Source organism: Curtobacterium sp. YC1, assembly GCF_016267665.1.
GTDB lineage: Bacteria > Actinomycetota > Actinomycetes > Actinomycetales > Microbacteriaceae > Curtobacterium.
This window is the reverse complement of record NZ_CP066341.1, coordinates 2,334,230-2,352,748: the sequence shown is the minus strand read 5'-3', so window position 1 is coordinate 2,352,748 and position 18,519 is coordinate 2,334,230. Positions and strand designations below refer to the sequence as shown.

Annotated in this window: 20 protein-coding genes and 3 tRNA genes; 18 read left to right on the top strand and 5 right to left on the bottom strand. The window is 70.4% G+C overall.

The genetic code is table 11. The annotated features are described in order from the left end of the window. Positions 1 to 10 precede the first annotated feature (10 nt). The 3 genes from I8920_RS10970 to I8920_RS10960 all read left to right on the top strand — a co-directional run bounded on the left by I8920_RS10970 (position 11) and on the right by I8920_RS10960 (position 1,424). Positions 11 to 1,150 (top strand): M23 family metallopeptidase, encoded by a 1,140-nt coding sequence (locus I8920_RS10970; RefSeq protein WP_198656379.1) that lies wholly within the window; start codon positions 11 to 13, stop codon positions 1,148 to 1,150. Positions 1,151 to 1,243: 93 nt separating this feature from the next. After that, positions 1,244 to 1,315 (top strand) — tRNA-Thr (locus tag I8920_RS10965). A 32-nt stretch (positions 1,316 to 1,347) separates the two neighbouring features. Then, a tRNA-Met gene (locus I8920_RS10960) sits at positions 1,348 to 1,424 on the top strand. Positions 1,425 to 1,656: 232 nt separating this feature from the next. On the opposite strand, the gene I8920_RS10955 is transcribed toward I8920_RS10960, so the two are convergent. Then, on the bottom strand, positions 1,657 to 2,055 hold the full coding sequence (locus I8920_RS10955) for a hypothetical protein (protein WP_198656378.1): 399 nt from the start codon (positions 2,053 to 2,055) through the stop codon (positions 1,657 to 1,659). 125 nt (positions 2,056 to 2,180) lie between these two features. Between I8920_RS10955 and I8920_RS10950 the strand changes: the two genes are divergently transcribed. Genes I8920_RS10950 through I8920_RS10940 form a run of 3 tightly spaced genes read left to right on the top strand, consistent with a single transcriptional unit; the run spans position 2,181 to position 4,083 of the window. After that, positions 2,181 to 2,630: an FAS1-like dehydratase domain-containing protein gene (locus I8920_RS10950; RefSeq protein WP_198656377.1), complete on the top strand. Its 450-nt coding sequence runs from the start codon at positions 2,181 to 2,183 to the stop codon at positions 2,628 to 2,630. Beyond that, positions 2,627 to 3,052, top strand: coding sequence for a MaoC/PaaZ C-terminal domain-containing protein (locus I8920_RS10945; RefSeq protein WP_198656376.1), 426 nt, complete (start codon positions 2,627 to 2,629; stop codon positions 3,050 to 3,052). The genes I8920_RS10950 and I8920_RS10945 overlap by 4 nt, the downstream gene beginning before the upstream one ends. A gap of 14 nt (positions 3,053 to 3,066) precedes the next feature. Continuing rightward, the gene (locus tag I8920_RS10940) at positions 3,067 to 4,083 is read left to right on the top strand and encodes a UDP-N-acetylmuramate dehydrogenase (protein ID WP_232832722.1); all 1,017 of its coding nucleotides are present in this window, start codon (positions 3,067 to 3,069) and stop codon (positions 4,081 to 4,083) included. Between the two features lie 102 nt (positions 4,084 to 4,185). Here the strand turns inward: I8920_RS10940 and I8920_RS10935 are convergent, their stop codons facing one another. Continuing rightward, positions 4,186 to 5,367 (bottom strand): pyridoxal phosphate-dependent aminotransferase, encoded by a 1,182-nt coding sequence (locus I8920_RS10935; protein ID WP_198658725.1) that lies wholly within the window; start codon positions 5,365 to 5,367, stop codon positions 4,186 to 4,188. Between the two features lie 197 nt (positions 5,368 to 5,564). Between I8920_RS10935 and I8920_RS10930 the strand changes: the two genes are divergently transcribed. The 6 genes from I8920_RS10930 to I8920_RS10905 all read left to right on the top strand — a co-directional run bounded on the left by I8920_RS10930 (position 5,565) and on the right by I8920_RS10905 (position 9,198). After that, a tRNA-Trp gene (locus I8920_RS10930) sits at positions 5,565 to 5,637 on the top strand. Between the two features lie 35 nt (positions 5,638 to 5,672). Then, positions 5,673 to 5,942 (top strand): preprotein translocase subunit SecE, encoded by a 270-nt coding sequence (gene secE / locus I8920_RS10925; protein WP_372454465.1) that lies wholly within the window; start codon positions 5,673 to 5,675, stop codon positions 5,940 to 5,942. Between the two features lie 134 nt (positions 5,943 to 6,076). Further along, positions 6,077 to 7,117: a transcription termination/antitermination protein NusG gene (nusG, locus tag I8920_RS10920; RefSeq protein WP_198656373.1), complete on the top strand. Its 1,041-nt coding sequence runs from the start codon at positions 6,077 to 6,079 to the stop codon at positions 7,115 to 7,117. A gap of 158 nt (positions 7,118 to 7,275) precedes the next feature. Continuing rightward, positions 7,276 to 7,707 (top strand): 50S ribosomal protein L11, encoded by a 432-nt coding sequence (rplK, locus tag I8920_RS10915; protein ID WP_017888638.1) that lies wholly within the window; start codon positions 7,276 to 7,278, stop codon positions 7,705 to 7,707. Positions 7,708 to 7,797: 90 nt separating this feature from the next. Further along, positions 7,798 to 8,487, top strand: coding sequence for a 50S ribosomal protein L1 (gene rplA, locus I8920_RS10910; RefSeq protein ID WP_071261187.1), 690 nt, complete (start codon positions 7,798 to 7,800; stop codon positions 8,485 to 8,487). A gap of 102 nt (positions 8,488 to 8,589) precedes the next feature. Next, positions 8,590 to 9,198: a Pr6Pr family membrane protein gene (locus tag I8920_RS10905; protein WP_198656372.1), complete on the top strand. Its 609-nt coding sequence runs from the start codon at positions 8,590 to 8,592 to the stop codon at positions 9,196 to 9,198. 13 nt (positions 9,199 to 9,211) lie between these two features. Here the strand turns inward: I8920_RS10905 and I8920_RS10900 are convergent, their stop codons facing one another. After that, positions 9,212 to 9,898, bottom strand: coding sequence for a YqaJ viral recombinase family protein (locus I8920_RS10900; protein ID WP_198656371.1), 687 nt, complete (start codon positions 9,896 to 9,898; stop codon positions 9,212 to 9,214). Between the two features lie 66 nt (positions 9,899 to 9,964). Next, on the bottom strand, positions 9,965 to 11,176 hold the full coding sequence (locus tag I8920_RS10895) for an ROK family transcriptional regulator (protein WP_198656370.1): 1,212 nt from the start codon (positions 11,174 to 11,176) through the stop codon (positions 9,965 to 9,967). Between the two features lie 143 nt (positions 11,177 to 11,319). Between I8920_RS10895 and I8920_RS10890 the strand changes: the two genes are divergently transcribed. The 6 genes from I8920_RS10890 (at position 11,320) to I8920_RS10865 (ending at position 17,635) form a co-directional block, all read left to right on the top strand. After that, entirely contained in the window at positions 11,320 to 12,066 is a 747-nt protein-coding gene (locus tag I8920_RS10890; protein ID WP_198656369.1) for a sugar phosphate isomerase/epimerase family protein, read from the top strand. Continuing rightward, on the top strand, positions 12,063 to 13,214 hold the full coding sequence (locus tag I8920_RS10885; protein ID WP_198656368.1) for a Gfo/Idh/MocA family protein: 1,152 nt from the start codon (positions 12,063 to 12,065) through the stop codon (positions 13,212 to 13,214). Before I8920_RS10890 ends, I8920_RS10885 begins: the two co-directional genes overlap by 4 nt. A gap of 81 nt (positions 13,215 to 13,295) precedes the next feature. Beyond that, entirely contained in the window at positions 13,296 to 14,597 is a 1,302-nt protein-coding gene (locus I8920_RS10880; protein WP_198656367.1) for an ABC transporter substrate-binding protein, read from the top strand. A 177-nt stretch (positions 14,598 to 14,774) separates the two neighbouring features. Further along, entirely contained in the window at positions 14,775 to 15,770 is a 996-nt protein-coding gene (locus tag I8920_RS10875; RefSeq protein ID WP_198656366.1) for a carbohydrate ABC transporter permease, read from the top strand. Further along, complete coding sequence (locus I8920_RS10870; protein ID WP_198656365.1) at positions 15,763 to 16,602, top strand: carbohydrate ABC transporter permease; 840 nt, start codon at positions 15,763 to 15,765, stop codon at positions 16,600 to 16,602. The genes I8920_RS10875 and I8920_RS10870 overlap by 8 nt, the downstream gene beginning before the upstream one ends. Before the next feature lie 106 nt (positions 16,603 to 16,708). Beyond that, positions 16,709 to 17,635 (top strand): biopolymer transporter Tol, encoded by a 927-nt coding sequence (locus I8920_RS10865; RefSeq protein WP_198656364.1) that lies wholly within the window; start codon positions 16,709 to 16,711, stop codon positions 17,633 to 17,635. A gap of 93 nt (positions 17,636 to 17,728) precedes the next feature. Here I8920_RS10865 and I8920_RS10860 read toward each other — a convergent pair whose 3' ends face one another. After that, complete coding sequence (locus I8920_RS10860) at positions 17,729 to 18,406, bottom strand: ABC transporter ATP-binding protein (RefSeq protein WP_198658724.1); 678 nt, start codon at positions 18,404 to 18,406, stop codon at positions 17,729 to 17,731. Positions 18,407 to 18,519 lie beyond the last annotated feature (113 nt).

Here is an 18,519-nt window from a genome sequence, read left to right as displayed (position 1 = left end):
CACCGAACGCATGCAGCAGCCCCTTCTGTCGTCCGCTCCCACCGACGGTTCCGTCGACGCCGCCACCCCGGCCGTCCACCTGACCCGACGAGCGCGGATCGAGGCGGAGCGTGCAGCGGCGAAGGGCGCCGTCCAGACGGAACGAGCGGCTCGCCCGTCGTTCGACGAGGTCGTCGGAGCCGGGACGCCCGTCTCGCCCGTCGACGCCGCGCCGGCCTCGCCCGTGCGGCCCGCGGAACGGATCGTGACCCCGCCGGCCCCCACGTCGCCCGACGTCCAGGTGGCGCCCGGCGCAGGCAGCAGTGCCCGCTCGCCCCGTGTCGCAGCGCAGGCACACGCGTCGCGTCGCCGTGCCGGTGGTCCCGCACGGACCGCTCCGAGCCTGCACGTCGACCGCGCGACCCGGCACATCCCGGCGAGCACCGTCCGGACCCCCGCGACGCCGAAGCAGGGCACGTCGTTCGGACGCGCGGCCTCGCGCGTCACGGCCGTCGGCGCGCTGCTGTTCGCCGCCGGGCTGGTCGTCTCCACCTCGCTCCCCGCACAGGCCCTGTGGGTCCCGGAGTCCGGCTCGACCGCGGCACGTGCCACGGCGGCGGGCGGTGCGACCCAGTCGATGAGCGTCGGCGCCGGGGTCGACGGGACCGACCCGCGCGACCAGTACACGGTGTCGGACGCCACCCAGTACGCCCACGTCGACGCCTCGAGCTTCACGAACGACCCGACGGGCACCATCCAGTGGCCGTTCCTGACCGGTGTCCCCATCACCTCGGGCTTCGGCGGGCGCCAGGTCGCCGGGTGCTCGTTCTGCTCCACGAACCACATGGGCGTCGACTTCGCCCCGGGTGAGGGCACCCCGATCCGTGTGATCGCCTCGGGCACCGTCATCAAGGTGCAGGCGGGCGACGGCGGCTTCGGCAACGACGTCTGGGTGCAGCACGAGATCGACGGCAAGGACATCGTCAGCGTGTACGGCCACATGGAGGACAACTCCTTCAAGGTCGTCACCGGCCAGCAGGTCGAGGTCGGCGACGAGCTCGGTCTGGTCGGCAGCACGGGGAACTCCACCGGCCCGCACCTGCACCTCGAGGTGCACGTCGACGGGGTCCCGGTGGACCCGCAGACCTGGCTCGAGACCAACGCGAACTAGCGGTCGACGGCGCGGCACGCCCGGGCGTCTCGTCCGGTTCCGGAGCAGCGTCGGAGGTCTGCTATCCTCGTGTGGTGCCGTTCGCGGCACATCGCCCCGATAGCTCAGTGGTAGAGCACTTCCATGGTAAGGAAGGGGTCGTCAGTTCAATCCTGACTCGGGGCTCCGACCCGGCGCGCGTGTCGCTCCGGATCTCTGGCGGGGTAGCTCAGTTGGTTAGAGCACACGACTCATAATCGTGGGGTCGCGGGTTCAAGTCCCGCCCTCGCTACCACGAGCCCGGCGATCTGATCGCCGGGCTTTCGTCGTTCCCGGGGCGCACGAGTACCGGGCGACCGAGCGCCGGACGCCCGACCTCCGGCCGCCGAGCGCTCGAGTGAGCAGAAGACGCCGGGTCGCTTCCGCGAAGGCGACGTGTTCTGCTCACTCGAAGCCGACGGGGCCGACGAAGCCGACGGGGCCGACGGGGCCGACGGGGCCGACGAAGCCGACGATCAAGCCGCCGCTCAATGCGTGCGGAGCGGCCCCGTGTCCGTCCGCGCCTGCAGCACCCCGGCCGCCTGCAGCGCGTGCTCGAGCCCGGCCGTGACCTCCCGCCACGCGGTCCGCCGTCGGCTCGCTCCGATGCTGCCGCCGGACACGGCGGTCGGGTGCCCGGCGTGCCGCAGCATGATGGTCGTCGAGGCGCCACTGACGATGGACGACAGCTCGTACCGGCGGAACTCCCGCGACGGGTGCACGAGCGCCCCGAGCAGGATGGTCAGCAGCCGGTTGCCGGTCGTCGCGGTGAGCGTTCCGCCGGTCGACTCGACGTGGTGGCCGCTCCGCCGCAGTGCCGCTCCCGCGACCTCCATGGCCGTGCACCGGTCTCCTGTGTGCACGGCGAACTCGGTCGTGGTGTGCATCGGTCCTCCCCTCCCGGAACCGCGTGTCGGAACACGCGCCGGTTCCCCCGAACCGGTCCTCGGCAGCATAACCGATGCGTGCTCGAGGACGACAGACCCCGGACCGGCGTCGGTAGACTGCCGTGGTGTCAGTGAACCCCGAGCTCGTCGGCAGGACGTTCCCGCCGGCCCAGCCCTACCTGGTCGGTCGTGAGAAGGTGCGTGAGTTCTCGCGCGCGGTGTTCGCGACCAACCCGGTCCACCACGACCCCGAGGCCGCGCGCGCCGCCGGGTACGCCGACGTGGTCGCCCCGCCGACCTTCGCCGTCGTCGTGCAGGAGGCCACGCTCGCGCAGCTGCTGGACGAGCCCGACGCCGGGATCGACTTCTCCCGCGTCGTCCACGGCGAGCAGGCCTTCACCTACGACCGGCCGATCGTCGCCGGTGACGAGCTCACCGCGACCCTGACGGTCACCAGCGTGAAGACCCTCGGCGGCAACGCCATGGTCACCGCCCAGAGCACGATGGACGACGCCACGGGGGAGCACGTCGTCACGGCGACCTCCACCCTCGTGGTCCGAGGAGACGACGCATGACCGCCGCACCCGCCACCGCGCTCGAGGTCGGTACCGTCGTCGCCGAGCGTGAGGTGCACGTCACCCGTGACTCGCTCGTCCGCTACGCCGGCGCCTCGGGTGACTTCAACCCGATCCACTACCGCGACGACGTCGCCGCCTCGGTCGGCCTGCCGGGCGTGCTCGCCCATGGCATGCTCACGATGGGCATCGCGGTGCAGCCGGTCGCCGAGTGGCTCGGCGACAGCGGCTGGGTCGCCGGCTACGGCGTCCGCTTCACGCGCCCCGTCGTCGTCGACCCGGAGCAGGGCGCGACCATCGGCATCGTCGCGAAGGTCGGCACCGTCGACGACGACGGCCGGCCGAAGCGCATCGACCTCACCGTGACCGCCGCCGGGCAGACCGTGCTCGGCAAGGCGCAGGTCACGGTGGTGTTCCGCTGACCGTGTCCGAGCCGGTGCTCGCCGACCTCACGACGCTCCGCGTCGGCGGTCCCGTCGCCCGGCTGCTCACGGCCACGACCACCGACGAACTCGTGGCGCGCGCGCTCGACGCCTTCGCCGACGACGAGTGGCTCGTCCTCGGCGGCGGCAGCAACCTGCTGGTCGCCGACGGCGGCTTCGACGGCGCCGTCGTGCTCGTCCGCACCACCGGCGTCGACGCCGACCAGGACGCCGACGGCGTCACCGTCCGCGTCGCGGCCGGTGAACCCTGGGACGCGTTCGTCGCCACCACCGTCGCGAACGGCTGGACCGGCCTGGAGGCCCTCAGTGGCATCCCGGGCACCGTCGGTGCGTCCCCCGTGCAGAACATCGGCGCCTACGGGGTCGAACTCGCCGACGTGCTCACCCGGGTCGAGTTCCTCGACGCCGCCACGGGGGAGCGCGCGTGGGTCCCGGCGGCCGAGCTGGCGCTCGGCTACCGCACGTCGACGCTGAAGCACGGTCGGCGGGGGGTCGTGCTGACGGTCGAGTTCCGCTTCGGCCTGGCGGGCGAGCAGGGCGTGCCCGTGCGGTACGCGCAGCTCGCCGGTTCGCTCGGGGTCGAGCTCGGCGCACTCGTGCCGCCGGCGACCGTCCGTGCCGAGGTCCTGCGGCTGCGCGGGTCGAAGGGCATGGTGCTCGACGCCGAGGACCCCGACACCTGGAGCGCCGGCTCGTTCTTCACCAACCCGATCGTGTCGCCGGCCTTCGCCGAGACGCTCCCCGCCGACGCGCCCCGGTGGCCTGCGGGCGACGACGTCAAGCTCAGTGCCGCCTGGCTCATCGAGCACGCCGGTGTCCACCGCGGGTACCGGGTGCCGGGATCGCTCGCGGCGATCTCGTCGAAGCACACCCTCGCGCTCACGAACCGGGGCGGCGCGACGGCGGCGCAGGTGGCCGAGCTCGCACGGTTCGTGCAGGTGACCGTGCTGAACCGGTTCGGTGTCTCACTCGTGCCGGAGCCCGTCGTGGTGGGGGACCTGCTCGGCTGATCGTCCGCGTGACGGGACGGACGAGCACGACGCACCACGGGCCTCCAGGACAAGCGAACGGGCCACCTCGACGAGGTGGCCCGTTCCGTGCATCCGCGAGGACTACGCGAAGAACGCCGCCAGGCGTGCGACGCCCTCGGCGATGTCGTCGTCACCCAGTGCGTACGACAGGCGCAGGTAGCCCGACGGGCCGAAGGCCTCACCGGGCACGACCGCGACCTCGGTCTGTTCGAGGATCAGGTCGGCGAGCTCGAGCGTCGTGGTCGGGGTCGAGCCCGCCCACTCGCGTCCGAGCAGTGCGGTGACGTCCGGGTACACGTAGAAGGCGCCCTGCGGCGTGGGCGTGCGGAAGCCCGGGATCGCGTTGAGGCCGTCCACGATGGCCCGGCGGCGACGGTCGAAGGCCTCGCGCATCGCGGCGACGGGCTCCTGCGGACCGGTCAGGGCGGCGATCGCGGCGCGCTGCGAGACGTTCGAGACGTTCGACGACAGGTGCGACTGCAGGTTCGACGCGGCCTTCACGGCGTCGACCGGGCCGATGGACCACCCGACGCGCCAGCCGGTCATGGCGTAGGTCTTCGCGACGCCGTTCACCAGGATCGTGGTGTCGGCGAGGGCGGGGACCGCCTGCAGGATCCCGGTGAAGGCGATGCCGTCGTAGACCAGGTCCTGGTAGATCTCGTCGCTGATCACCCAGATGCCGTGTTCGAGCGCCCACTCGCCGATGGCCCGGGTCTGCTCGGCGGAGTACACGGCGCCCGTCGGGTTCGAGGGCGAGCAGAACAGCAGCGCCTTCGTCCTGGGCGTGCGTGCGGCCTCGAGCTGCTCGACGGTCACCAGGTAGTCCTGGTCGCTGCCGGCGAAGACCTCGACGGGCTCGCCACCGGGCAGGCGGATGGCCTCGGGGTAGGTGGTCCAGTACGGGGCGGGGAGCAGGACCTCGTCGCCGGCGTCGACGACGGTCTGGAACGCCTGGTAGACCGCCTGCTTGCCGCCGTTCGTCACGATGACCTGCGAGGGGTCGACGGTGACGCCGGACGCGCGCGCCGTCTTGTCGGCGATGGCCTGCTTCAGCTCGGGGAGCCCGGTCGCGGGCGTGTAGCGGTGGTTCTTCGGGTCCTGCGCCGCGGCGACGGCGGCGTCGACGACGTGCTGCGGCGTCGCGAAGTCGGGCTCGCCGGCGGCGAACGAGATGACCGGGCGGCCGGCGGCCTTGAGTGCCTTCGCCTTGGCATCGACCTTGAGCGTGGCGGACTCGGCGATCGCGGCGATGCGGGACGCGATGCGCGGACGGTCGGTCGGTGCGTCGGCGAGGGCGTCGACGGACTCGTGGGCGGGGGACTCGGGGCCGGGCGCTGCGGTGCTCACGGGGGCCAGCCTACCGGCGCGGCACGCCGGGGAGCCGGTCAAGTGGACACCGTGTGACGGACTCCCGTAGACTCGACCACCGGAACACGGGACGGCGACGAACCGTGTCCCGAAGGGCGGTGGCTCAATTGGTAGAGCAGCGGTCTCCAAAACCGCAGGTTGCAGGTTCGAGTCCTGTCCGCCCTGCACATCTGGAAGGGTAGAAGTTGGCGAGCAAAGACATGGAGACGACGGCGGACGACGTCGTCGCCAAGGCGAAGCAGGACCGGGCCGAGCGCCGCGGTCCCATCGCCGCCATCGTGCTCTTCATCCGCCAGGTCCTCGGCGAACTGCGCAAGGTCGTCACGCCGACCCGCAAGGAGCTCTTCAGCTACACGGGCGTCGTGCTCGTGTTCGTCGTCGTGATGATGATCCTGGTGTCGATCCTCGACTTCGTGTTCGGTCTCGGCGTCGGGTACGTCTTCGGCAACGGGCCCACGCCCACAGCCTGACCCGGGTGTCGGCTGCCGTTCGTGGCCGGCCCGAGGAGTACGGTCGCCCGAGACGGCATCGATCGTGACGGCGTCGATCACGACCACGACCGCACGCCACCCCGACCAGCACCACCGAACGGAAAGAACCGACTGTGTCTGACAACTCCCGCGACGACATCGACCTCGCGACGGCTGCCGAGCAGTCCTCGGAGGTCGAGGAGAACCAGGAAGGCGACGTCGAGACCGGCGAGGGACGCTCCGTCGAGTCCGCTGAAGAGCGCGCCGTCTCGATCGAGGGCGAGGACGACGAGTCGCTCGGCCTCAGCTCCGAGCCCGACGACGGCACCGTCGACGTCGGTCTCGACGAGGCCCTGACCGCGCTGCAGGAGGCCCGCGACCCCGAGGCCGACGCCGTGGTCGACGACGCGCTCGAGATCGACTCCGCCGACGAGGCCGAGGCCGCCGTCGAGGCCGTCGAGGACGAGGAAGAAGTCGAGCTCGAGGCGGAGACCGCTGCCGAGGCGAACGAGACGCTCGCCGCCGACGAGGCGCTCGAGGACGACGAGCCGGCCGAGGTCGACCCGTACGAGGCGTTCAAGGCCGAGCTGCGGATGAAGCCGGGCAAGTGGTACGTCATCCACTCCTACGCGGGCTTCGAGCGCCGCGTGAAGTCGAACATCGAGAACCGCATGGTCTCGATGTCGATGGAGGACTACATCTACCAGGTCGAGGTCCCGATGGAGGACGTCGTCGAGATCAAGAACGGTCAGCGCAAGCTCGTCACGCGCGTCCGGATCCCTTCGTACGTGCTCGTCCGCATGGACCTCAACGAGGACTCGTGGTCGGTCGTCCGCCACACCCCGGGTGTGACCGGCTTCGTCGGCAACGCCCACAACCCGACGCCGCTCCGGTTCGACGAGGCGTTCGGCATGCTCAAGTCCCTCGTGCAGGTCGCCGAGGCCGCCCCGACCAAGGGTGGCGCGAAGTCCGGCGGCTCGCTGCAGGCGCAGCCCGCGGCCGAGGTCGACTTCGAGATCGGCGAGACGATCACCATCAAGGAAGGCTCGTTCGCGGGCCTGCCGGGTTCGATCTCCGAGATCAAGCCGGAGAGCGGCAAGCTCACCGTGCTCGTCTCGCTGTTCGAGCGGGAGACCCCGGTCGAGCTCAGCTTCGACCAGGTCACCAAGCTCTAGCGACCACGATCCTGTAGCGATCACCGAGATCGACTACACTGAACGGGTTTGGGCCCGCGCGCCTCGTGCGAGCGGGCCTTCACCGCTGTCCGGAACCGCCGGGCCAGCGGGAGAGTGCACGGGTCCCCGTGCGTTCGATTCCAGGAGGAAGACAAGTCATGGCACCGAAGAAGAAGGTCACGGGCCTGATCAAGCTGCAGATCAACGCGGGAGCCGCCAACCCGGCCCCCCCGATCGGTCCGGCGCTCGGTCAGCACGGCGTCAACATCATGGAGTTCTGCAAGGCGTACAACGCGGCGACCGAGTCGCAGCGTGGCAACGTCGTGCCGGTCGAGATCACCGTCTACGAGGACCGTTCGTTCACGTTCGTCCTGAAGACCCCGCCGGCCGCCGAGCTCATCAAGAAGGCTGCTGGTGTGCAGAAGGGGTCCTCGACCCCGCACACGGTCAAGGTCGCGAAGATCTCGATGGACCAGGTCCGTCAGATCGCCGAGACCAAGCAGGCCGACCTCAACGCCAACGACATCGAGCAGGCCGCGAAGATCATCGCCGGCACCGCACGCTCGATGGGCATCACGGTCGAGGCCTAAGCACCGATCGGGCTCCGGCCCACCACCAGACACCTTTCCGTGGGAGAGCCTCGCCGGCTCGCCAACCACGTATCTCGCAAGGAGACCACCATGGCGAAGAAGTCCAAGGCCTACCAGGCCGCGGCCGCGAAGATCGAGGCCGACAAGTTCTACACCCCGACCGAGGCCGTCGCCCTGGCCAAGGAGACCGGTTCCTCGAAGACCGACTCCACGGTCGAGGTCGCGCTGAAGCTCGGCGTCGACCCCCGCAAGGCCGACCAGATGGTCCGCGGCACGGTCATCCTGCCGCACGGCACGGGCAAGACCGCCCGTGTCATCGTGTTCGCGACGGGTGCGGCTGCTGAGGCCGCCATCGCCGCCGGTGCCGACGAGGTCGGTGGCGACGAGCTCATCGCGAAGGTCGCCGAGGGCTACACCGCCTTCGACTCCGCCGTCTCGACCCCGGAGCTCATGGGCAAGGTCGGTCGTCTCGGCAAGGTGCTCGGCCCGCGTGGCCTCATGCCCAACCCGAAGACCGGCACCGTGACCCCGAACGTGGCGCAGGCCGTCAACGACATCAAGGGCGGCAAGATCGAGTTCCGCGTCGACAAGCACGCCAACGTGCACTTCGTCGTCGGCAAGGCCTCGTTCACGCCGGAGCAGCTCGACGAGAACATCTCGACCGCGCTCGAGGAGATCAACCGCCTCAAGCCGTCGTCCTCGAAGGGCCGGTACGTCATGAAGGGCGCCGTCTCGACGACCTTCGGTCCCGGCATCCCGCTGGACGTCAACAGCATCTGAGTCCGCTGACTCACGAGTCCCCGGACTCACCGAAGGGCCCGCGCCGGCAACGGCACGGGCCCTTCGTGCACCTCCGGCCAGGGTGCAGCTAGCGTTGTGGCCGTGCGCACCCTCGTGAACTCGCTCCGACTGATCGCCGTCGTCGCCGTCGTCGTGGCGGTCGTCGCGCAGTGGCTCGAGAGCGCTCGGTCACCGACGTACTCGCCCTGGGACTTCTTCGGCTACTTCACGATCCAGTCGAACCTGATCGTCGCCGTGGCCCTCGCGGTGACGCTCGTCGCGGCGGCGAACCGGAAGCGGTCGGACCTGCGGGTGAGCCTGCTCCGCGGTGCTGCGACGGTGTACATCGCCACGACCGGCATCGTCTACAACACCCTGCTCACCGGCGCGAACGTCTCGGCCTCGGTGCCGTGGTCGAACGACATCGTGCACAAGGTCGTCCCGGCGTACGTCGTGCTCGACTGGCTGCTGTTCTCCGACCGCGCACGGCTGCTGTTCCGGCACGTGTGGTGGTTCCTGCTGTACCCGGCGGTGTGGACCACCGTCGTGCTCATCCGGGGTGCGACCGACGGGTGGGTGCCCTACCCGTTCCTCGACCCGGCGCAGGGCTCCGGCGTCGTGGCGATCTACGTCGTCGGCATCGCCGTGTCGATCGCCCTGCTCGGCGTGCTCGTCGTCGCGATGAGCCGCCTGCGTCTGGTGCGGGTCTAGCGCTGGTCGACGGCTAGGAGCGGAAGCCGCGCAGCTTGTCGAGCACGAGGTCGGCGAGCTGCACGAGCCCGCGGATCTGGTCGTCGTCGCGGTCGACCCACCGGCACTCGGGCTCGTCGGCGACCGGCACGAACCCGTCGTGCCGTTCCCACACGAACAGGGTGCGGTCGGCCCCGAGCACGTACTGCTGCCACCACACCTGGCGCAGGTAGTGCCGGGGGATGCTCCGCCACCCCTTGCCGGTGGTCTTGATCTCGGCGAGGACGACGCGGGAGGACGCATCGACGCCGACGCCGTCCGGGGTGGCCAGGTGCGCCCGGTTCGACGCGGCGTGGAACAGGTGCGCCGAGGGCTGGATGCCGTGGGTCGCGGCCACCCACGCGGCGATGTGCGGCTCGCGGTCCTTGCCGTGCTCGGTGAACGCGTTGCCGGAGAACCGGGAGCCGTAGCGCTTGTCGGCGACGACCGCCTCGACCGCGTGGAGCGAGGCCAGCCGGGCGACGTCGGTGGCGGTGATGCCCATGGCGCGAGCGCGGAGCCACGCGACGCGGTCCGAGGAGTGCGCGACGATGCGCTCGGTGTGGCCGCGCAGGGCGGTGAACGCGTCGCGACCGGGGACCGCAGCCGGCGTGGCGGAGGCAGGCGCTGCCTCCAGGCCGGGGTCCAGGTCGCCCCACAGGGTGGGCTGCACGATCGTCACCCGACGATTCTCCCCCCGACCACCGGCACAACCGAAACCGACGCGCTCACCGATGCGCGGCGTCGGTCAGGAGACCAGCTGCCGCCCCTCGGCGTAGGCGACGAGTTCGTCGACGCCGACGGGGGACAGCGCGTAGCCGATCGCGAGGGCGGCGGCGCCCTGCAGTGCCGCGAGCGATCCCGCGCGGGACTGCACGATGACGAGGTGCTCGCTGGCCAGGGGCATCGAGCGGGAGTAGACGACCTCGCGGACGCCGGCGAGCAGGTGTTCGCCGGCCTGCGTGATCGATCCACCGAGGGCGATCACGGACGGGTTGATGAGCGAGATGCAGGTGGCCAGGACCTCGCCGATGTCCCGGCCCGCCTGGCGCACCGCGTAGATGGCGTCGAGGTCGGACCGGTCCACCAGGTCGATGACCTCGGCGCTGGTGTGCACGTCGTGGCCCTTGGCACGCAGCGTGCGGGCGATGGCGGGACCGGAGGCCACGGCCTCGAGGCAGCCGGTGTTGCCGCACGGGCACGGCACGTCCCCGGCGCGCGCGACCCGGACGTGACCGATGTCGCCCGCCGTGCCCTGGGCGCCGCGCTGCAGTCGACCCTCGGACACGATGCCCGACCCGATGCCGGTGGCCACCTTGACGAACAGCAGGTGGTCGACGGCCGGCCAGCCGTGCTCCCGTTCGCCGAGGGCCGCGATGTTCACGTCGTTGTCGAGCAGGACGTGGGCGGGGATGTGCTGACGGAGCCAGGTGGGCACGTCGAAGCCGTCCCACCCGGGCATGATCGGCGGGTTGGCGGGACGGCCCGTGGAGAACTCGACCGGCCCGGGGACGCCGATGCCGATCGCGATGACGTCCTGCCGACTGCGCCCGACCTCGGCGAGCAGCTCGTCGACGGTCTCGACCAGCCACGTCAGCGTCGGGACCGGTCCGGCGGCGATGTCGATCCGGGCCTCGCGGGTGGCGAGCGGTGCGGCGACGAGGTCGGTGACGGCGACGCGGCCGTGCGAGGCACCGAGGTCGGCGGCGACCACGAGCCGGGAGCGCGGCTTCAGTGCGACCTGCGCGGGAGGACGCCCACCCGTCGAGACCGCGGTGTCGACGGCGCCGACGAGCCCGATCTCGATCAGGGAGTCGAGGCGCACGCCGATGGTGGAGCGTGCGAGTCCCGTCAGGGCGGCGAGCTCGGCCCTGGTGCGCGGCACGCCGTCGCGGAGGATCTGGAAGAGCTCGCTCGTCCCGACCGGAGGCGACGCTGCCGTCCGGTTCAAGTCGACCATGGGGGGAGTGAAGCACACATCGAACACGGCACGCAACGAAGTCCGTCGACATTCCTCGGACTTCTGCTTGACCGCCGACAGAAGGGGTCATAGTGTGACGCTCGGTCAGTGACGACCGCACCATCTCGACGAGGAGAACCCTGGTGACCCAACCGCTCTCGGTCCAGCTCTACACCGTGCGTGATGCGCTCGCGACGGACCTGCCCGGCACGCTGCGCCGCATCGCGGACATCGGCTACACGGACGTCGAGGCCTTCGGCTTCGTCGACGGTCCCGAGGCCCTGCGCGACGCGCTCGACGGCGCCGGACTCGTCGCTCCGAGCGGCCACGCGCGCCTGCTGGACGCCGGAGCGCCGGACCTCGACCGCATCTTCCACGCGAGCGTCACGGTCGGCCTCACCACCCTCATCGACCCGCACATCGACGAGGCCCGCTGGACCACCCGCGAGGACGTCGAGGCGATCGCCCGCGAACTCAGCGCCCTCGCCCCCCGCGCCGCCGACCACGGCCTGGTGCTCGGCTACCACAACCACGCGTTCGAGTTCTCGAACCGCATCGACGGCGTCAGCGCCTACGAGGTCTTCGCCGACGCCCTGTCCGACGACGTCGTGCTCGAGCTCGACACCTACTGGGTGACGGTCGGCGGCGACGACCCGGTCGCGATCCTCGGCAAGTACGGCGACAAGGTCCGCTTCCTGCACGTCAAGGACGGCGACGGCTCGCACGACGACAAGCAGCAGGTCGCCGTCGGCAACGGCATCATGCCGATCCGGGACATCGTCGCCGCGGCCCCCGACGCCCAGCACGTCGTCGAGCTCGACGACCACGAGGGCGACGTGTTCCAGGCCGTCGCCGACTCGTACACGTTCCTGCAGGGCGTCCGCGCATGACCGACACCACCACCGCCGCGGGGACGGCGACCGACAGCGCCCCCCGCACCGGCCCGGTCGGCGTCGGGGTCATCGGCGCCGGGGTCATCTCCGACCAGTACCTGTCGAACCTCACCGTGTTCCCCGACGTCTCGGTCCGCTTCATCGCCGACATCGACCTGGCCCGCGCGGCGTCGCAGGCCGAGAAGTGGGGCGTGCCCGGGTCCGGCACCGTCGAGGAGCTCCTGGCCGCCGACGACGTCGAGATCGTCGTCAACCTGACCATCCCGGCCGCCCACGTCGAGGTCGCCGTGCAGGCCCTGGCCGCCGGCAAGCACGTCTGGGGCGAGAAGCCCTACGCGCTCGACCGCGAGAGTGCCGCGCAGCTGCGTGACGCCGCGGCCGCTGCGGGCAGGACGGTCAGCGTGGCACCGGACACCTTCCTCGGCGCCGGCCTGCAGACCGCCCTGCGCACCATCCGCGAGGGACGCATCGGCACGCCGCTCAACGGCCTGACGCTGTTCCAGAGCCCCGGCCCCGAGTCGTGGCACCCGAGCCCCGAGTTCCTGTTCGCGCACGGCGCCGGCCCGCTCTTCGACATCGGCCCGTACTACATCACCACGCTGGTGCAGGCGTTCGGCCCGGTGCAGAAGGTCACCGCGACGGCGTCGCGGTCGCGCGCCACGCGCACCATCGGCTCCGGTCCGAAGGCCGGCACCGAGTTCCCCGTCGAGGTGCCGACGAACCACTCCGCGCTCATCGAGTTCGAGAACGGCGGGAGCGCGCAGAGCGTCTTCTCGTTCGAGTCCGACCGGGGGCGCACCGGCTTCGTCGAGATCGCGGGGGAGACCGGCACCGTCGTGTTCCCCGACCCGAACGAGTTCGACGGCGACACCGTGCTGTACACGCTCGGCGCCACGGAGCCCGAGACGATCCCCGCGGTCGGCTCCACGTACTCGCGCGGCACCGGCGTGGTCGACCTGGCCCGCTCGCTCCGCGCCGGCGACGAGAACCGGGTCCCCGGTGCGCTCGCCTTCCACGTGCTCGACGTGATGGTCTCCATCGCCGAGTCCGCAGAACGTGGCGAGGCGGTGCTCGTCGAGAGCACCGTGTCGCCCTCCCCGACCCTCCCCGAGGGCTGGGACCCCGCGGAGTCCACCCTGGCCTGACGGCCCGGACGGCTCCGCACCACAGCAGCACCCGACCAGCACCATCCCTGCATCACCTCAACGACGAGAAAGTAGAGAGTCATGCGCACTGCCATCCGCGCACTGGCCATCACCGCGGCCGCCGCACTCACCGTGTCCGGCCTCGCAGCCTGCTCCTCCGGATCGTCCGGCGACGCCGGCGACTCCAAGACGCTCACCTACTGGGCGTCGAACCAGGGCACGTCCCTGGAGAACGACAAGGAGGTGCTGACCCCCGTCCTCGAGAAGTTCACCAAGGAGACCGGGATCAAGGTCGACCTCCAGGTCATCGGTTGGAACGACCTGCAGAACAAGATCCAGACCGCCGTCACCTCGGGCCAGGGCCCGGACGTCGTCAACATCGGCAACACCTGGGCGACCTCGCTCCAGGCCACCGGCGCCTTCCAGGAGTTCGGTGACGCCGAGATGAAGGCGATCGGCGGTGCGGACAAGTTCGGCAAGGTCGCGCTCTCCACCGGTGGTGCACCGGACAAGACGGTCACCAGCGTCCCGCTCTACGGTCTCGCCTACGGCCTGTACTACAACAAGAAGATGCTCGCCGACGCCGGCATCACCCCGCCCACCACGTGGGAGGAGATGGTCTCCGCCGCCGAGAAGCTCACCAAGGGCGACACGTACGGCTTCAGCCTGGCCGGCGGTTCGTACACCGAGAACTCGCACTTCGCGTTCATCAACTCGGCGCAGAACGGTGGCGAGTGGTTCGACGAGGACGGCAAGCCGACCTTCACGTCGAAGGAGAACGTCGACGGCATCAAGCGGTACCTCGACCTCATGCAGGATGCGAAGGTCGCGAACCCGTCGAACGCGCAGTACGACAACGCGACGCAGTCCACCACGGACTTCGCCAAGAAGAAGGCCGCGTTCATCCTCAACCAGAACAACGCGAACGCGACCATCGAGTCGCTCGGCATGAAGTCGTCGGAGTACGGCGTCGTCGCCCTGCCCGCCCCCGAGGGCGGCGAGGAGATCGCCTCGTTCCCGGCCGGCATCAACCTGTCGATCTTCAAGAACACGAAGAACAAGGACGGCGCGCTCGAGTTCGTCAAGTACATGACGAGCATGGACACGCAGACCACGCTCGACAAGCCGTACTCGGCCCTGCCGGTGCTCGCCGAGGCTGCCGAATCCGTCGAGGACGAGCAGACCAAGACGTTCCTCGACATCTACAACAACAAGGCGAAGCCGCTCCCGCTGGTGCCCGCCGAGGACCAGTTCGAGTCCACGGTCGGCAAGGCGATGAACGACATGTTCGCCAAGATCGCGACCGGTTCCACGGTCTCCGAGTCCGACATCGAGTCGGCTCTGCAGACCGCCCAGGACCAGGTGTCCCAGGCCGCCGGTTGATCCGCCTGGAGGCCCGGGTCGCGTCCGTCAGGACGCGCCCGGGCCTCCGCCCCTCGCTCCAGAGCCGACCACGGGTCGGCGGTGAGGCTCCCGCCCCACGCACCCCGCGCCTCCCCGCCGCTGCCCCGGCCGCGGAGGACCGCACCCGTACGCCCCTCCTGCCGAAAGGCCCCGTTCATGTCCACCTCGGTCCTCCCCGACTCGGAGCGCATCGACCTGACGCACACGAAGGCCCCGACCATGTCGGGCCGTCCGCCGGGTCGCAAGCGCAAGGTCCACTGGCTGCCGTACGCGCTCGTCGCGCCGGCCATCCTCTTCGAGCTGCTCATCCACATCGTCCCGATGCTCGTGGGCATCTGGATCTCGTTCATCCAGCTCACCAAGTACTTCATCGCCAACTGGGGCGCCGCTCCGTTCGCCGGGTTCGGGAACTACGCCGTCGTCGTCGACTTCGACCAGGCGATCGGCCGCGGGGTCCTCAACTCGTTCCTCATCACCTGCGCCTTCACGGTGCTGGTGGTCGGGCTGTCCTGGACCTTCGGCATGGCGGCGGCCGTCGCCCTGCAGAAGCCGTTCGCCGGCCGCGGGCTGTTCCGCACCCTGTTCCTCGTGCCGTACGCGCTGCCGATGTACGCCGGCGTCATCACCTGGAAGTTCATGTTCCAGCGCGACACCGGTGCGCTCAACCACCTGCTGGTCGACCAGCTCGGGCTGTTCGGTGGGAACGCCCCGTTCTGGCTCATCGGCAACAACGCCTTCGTCGCGGTCGTGGTCGTCGCCATCTGGAAGACCTGGCCCTTCGCCTTCCTCATGCTCATGGCCGGACTGCAGTCCGTGCCGAACGACGTGTACGAGGCCGCCTCGGTCGACGGCGCCAAGCCGTTCCGCCAGTGGCGCTCCATCACGCTGCCGATGGTCCGCCCCGTCAACGTGACGCTCGTGCTCGTGATGTTCCTGTGGACGTTCAACGACTTCAACACGCCGTTCGTGCTGTTCGGGTCGACCGCGCAGCCCCCGGCCGCCGACCTGTTGAGCTTCCACATCTACAACGCGTCGTTCATCACCTGGAACTTCGGTTCGGGTGCCGCGATGAGCGTCCTGCTCCTCCTCTTCCTGCTCGTCGTCACCGGCATCTACCTCGCCGTGACCAACCGGAGGTCCGTCCGTGCGTGAGACAGCTGGCGCCAAGTCCTTCAAGATCGTGACCCTGGTCGTCCTGACCCTGTTCACGATCGTGCCCCTCTACGTCATGGTCACCACGGCCATGAAGCCGCTCGGCGACGTGCAGGACAACTTCACGTGGATCCCGTCGACGGTCACGATCCAGCCGTTCATCGACATGTGGTCCACGGTGCCGCTCGCGCGGTACTTCGTGAACTCGCTGGTCGTGTGCACGGTCGCGACGGTCTTCTCGCTCATCATCGCGACGTTCGCCGCCTACGGTGTCTCGCGCTGGAACTTCAAGGGCAAGAGCACCTTCACCACCGCGGTGCTCTCCACCCAGATGTTCCCCGGCGTGCTGTTCCTGCTCCCGCTGTTCCTGATCTTCACGAACCTCGGGAACACCCTCGGCATCCAGCTCGTCGGGTCGTGGCTCGGCCTGATCATCACGTACCTCACGTTCACGCTGCCGTTCTCGATCTGGATGCTCGCGGGCTACTTCGAGACCATCCCGCGCGAGCTCGACGAGGCCGCGATGGTCGACGGTTCCGGTCCGATGGGTGCCCTGTTCCGGGTCATCCTGCCGTCGGCCCGCCCGGGTCTGGTGGCGGTCGGCATCTACTCGTTCATGACGGCGTGGGGCGAGGTCCTCTTCGCCTCGGTCATGACGAACGGTCTCGGCTCGACGCTCTCGGTCGGTCTGCAGCAGTACTCCACGCAGACGAACGTGTACTGGAACCAGGTCATGGCGGCGTCGCTCGTCGTGTCGATCCCGGTCGTGGCCGCGTTCCTCGTGGTGCAGCGCCAGTTCGTGGCCGGCCTGACCGCCGGCGCGGTGAAGTAGGCGGACCCCCTGACGGGAGGCGCGGTGCGGGTCGGACCCGCACCGCGCCTCCCGTCCGTGCGTGCGCTGGTGCGCACGTGAGCGACACCACGACAGGATGGGACCCATGAACGAACCGCGCGGACGGCAGCTGCTGCCGGGACAGACCAGCCGGGTGCACGTGTACGACCTCGAGCGCCGGACGAGCCGGCTCGTGTTCGAGTCGAGCACGCTGCTCGTCGAGGCGCCGAACGTGCTGCCCGACGGCAGGCTCCTGCTGAACGGCGGTGGTGACCTCTGGCTGCTCGAGCACGGCGGGACGGCCGTCGACGAGTCGGCGTTGGTGCCCGTCCCGATGCCCGGCGTGCCGGAGATCAACAACGACCACGTGCTCGACCCCTCGGGCACCTCGGTCGTGGTGAGCGGGCGGGACGGCGACCTGTACCGGGTCCCGGTGCCGCTCGGGGGAGCCGCGGCGACGCTCACCGACGTCACCACCGCGCTGCCGGTCGTCCGGAAGTTCTACCTGCACGGCATCGCACCCGACGGCGAGACCCTCGCGGCGATCGTCGGGGAGCATGCCGAGGACGGCACCTGGACCACCGACGTCGCACTCGTCGACCCCGCCACCGGGGACCCGACCTTCCTGACCCGCGACGAGCACCCGGACGACGGCGTCTCGTTCGCCGGCGACCTGCTCGTGTGGAACTCGGAGCGGTTCACCCCCGGCACCGCGCAGCTCGTCGCCCTCTGGCCGGGGGCGACCGACCCGGTGCGGATCACGAACGACGACCGCGTGAACTGGTTCCCGCACGTCTCGCCCGACGGTGCGCACCTGCTCTACCTGTCGTACGAGCCCGGTGTGCAGGGCCACCCCGCCGACCACCGCGTGGAGCTCCGACTGCTGCCGGGGTCGCTCGTCCGCGGCGCACGGATCGCGGTCCAGCCGGAGACCCTCGTGACGCTCGACGGTGGGCAGGGGACGGTCAACGTGCCGCCGTGGTCGCCGGACTCGCGGTGGTTCGCGTACTGCGACTACCCGGTGGCGGGGTAGCGGCGGCGTCTTCACGCGCTGAGCGACAGTCCACGCGCCGCCGGACGCGTGGACAGTCGCTGGGCGCGGAACGCGGGTCGACGGCCCGCCCGGCTACGCCTCGCGGACCCGCCCCTGCCCGATGTGCAGGCGCCGCTCGGCACGCTTCGCGACCCACGAGTCGTGCGTGACGATGACGACGGTCAGCCCGCGCTCCCGCCACTGCCTCTCGATGAGGCCCATGATCTCGTCGCGCGTCGCCTCGTCGAGTGCCCCGGTCGGTTCGTCGGCGAGCAGCACGCTCGGGTCCTTCACGAGCGCGCGGGCGATCGCCACCCGCTGCTGCTGACCACCGGAGAGCTCCGCGGGCAGGTGGTCGAGTCGCTCGGCCAGCCCGACCTCGGCGAGTGCCGCCTTCGCCCGCTGCCGGACCGCACCGCGCGACCGCTCCGCCAGGGCCCCCGCGAACGCCGTCTCGACGTTCTCGAGCGCCGTCAGGGTCGGGATGAGGTTGAAGCTCTGGAACACGAAGCCGATCTCGGTCGCCCGCAGATCGGTCAGCGCGCGGTCGCCGAGCTCCGCCACGTCGCGGTCCCCACCGAGGTGGACGGACCCGGCGCTCGGGCGGTCCAGCGCGCCGAGCATCTGCAGCAGCGTCGACTTGCCGCCGCCGGTCGGCCCCTGGATCGCCACGAGCTGCCCCCGCGGGATCGTCAGTTCGACGTTCGTCAGGGCGGTGACGGTCCGGTTCTTCTGCCGGTAGGTCTTGCTCACGTTCGTCAGCCGGTACATCGGACTGGAGGCACGGGTCGCCTCCGCCTCGCCGGTCGCGGTGTCGGTGGTGGTCACGGTGGGTCCTCCTGGTCGGGTGCTCGGGGCCGGTGCGGGTCCGGTGATCGGTGTCG

Bases quoted from the DNA above. Each gene is read 5' to 3' on its own strand.
- I8920_RS10880 (WP_198656367.1), top strand. From the start codon at position 13,296: ATGCGCACTGCCATCCGCGCACTGGCCATCACCGCGGCCGCCGCACTC.
- I8920_RS10865 (WP_198656364.1), top strand. From the start codon at position 16,709: ATGAACGAACCGCGCGGACGGCAGCTGCTGCCGGGACAGACCAGCCGG.
- I8920_RS10875 (WP_198656366.1), top strand. From the start codon at position 14,775: ATGTCCACCTCGGTCCTCCCCGACTCGGAGCGCATCGACCTGACGCAC.
- I8920_RS10955 (WP_198656378.1), bottom strand. From the start codon at position 2,055: ATGCACACCACGACCGAGTTCGCCGTGCACACAGGAGACCGGTGCACG.
- I8920_RS10970 (WP_198656379.1), top strand. From the start codon at position 11: ATGCAGCAGCCCCTTCTGTCGTCCGCTCCCACCGACGGTTCCGTCGAC.
- I8920_RS10895 (WP_198656370.1), bottom strand. From the start codon at position 11,176: ATGGTCGACTTGAACCGGACGGCAGCGTCGCCTCCGGTCGGGACGAGC.
- rplA (WP_071261187.1), top strand. From the start codon at position 7,798: ATGGCGAAGAAGTCCAAGGCCTACCAGGCCGCGGCCGCGAAGATCGAG.
- I8920_RS10945 (WP_198656376.1), top strand. From the start codon at position 2,627: ATGACCGCCGCACCCGCCACCGCGCTCGAGGTCGGTACCGTCGTCGCC.
- rplK (WP_017888638.1), top strand. From the start codon at position 7,276: ATGGCACCGAAGAAGAAGGTCACGGGCCTGATCAAGCTGCAGATCAAC.
- I8920_RS10885 (WP_198656368.1), top strand. From the start codon at position 12,063: ATGACCGACACCACCACCGCCGCGGGGACGGCGACCGACAGCGCCCCC.
- I8920_RS10860 (WP_198658724.1), bottom strand. From the start codon at position 18,406: ATGTACCGGCTGACGAACGTGAGCAAGACCTACCGGCAGAAGAACCGG.
- secE (WP_372454465.1), top strand. From the start codon at position 5,673: ATGGAGACGACGGCGGACGACGTCGTCGCCAAGGCGAAGCAGGACCGG.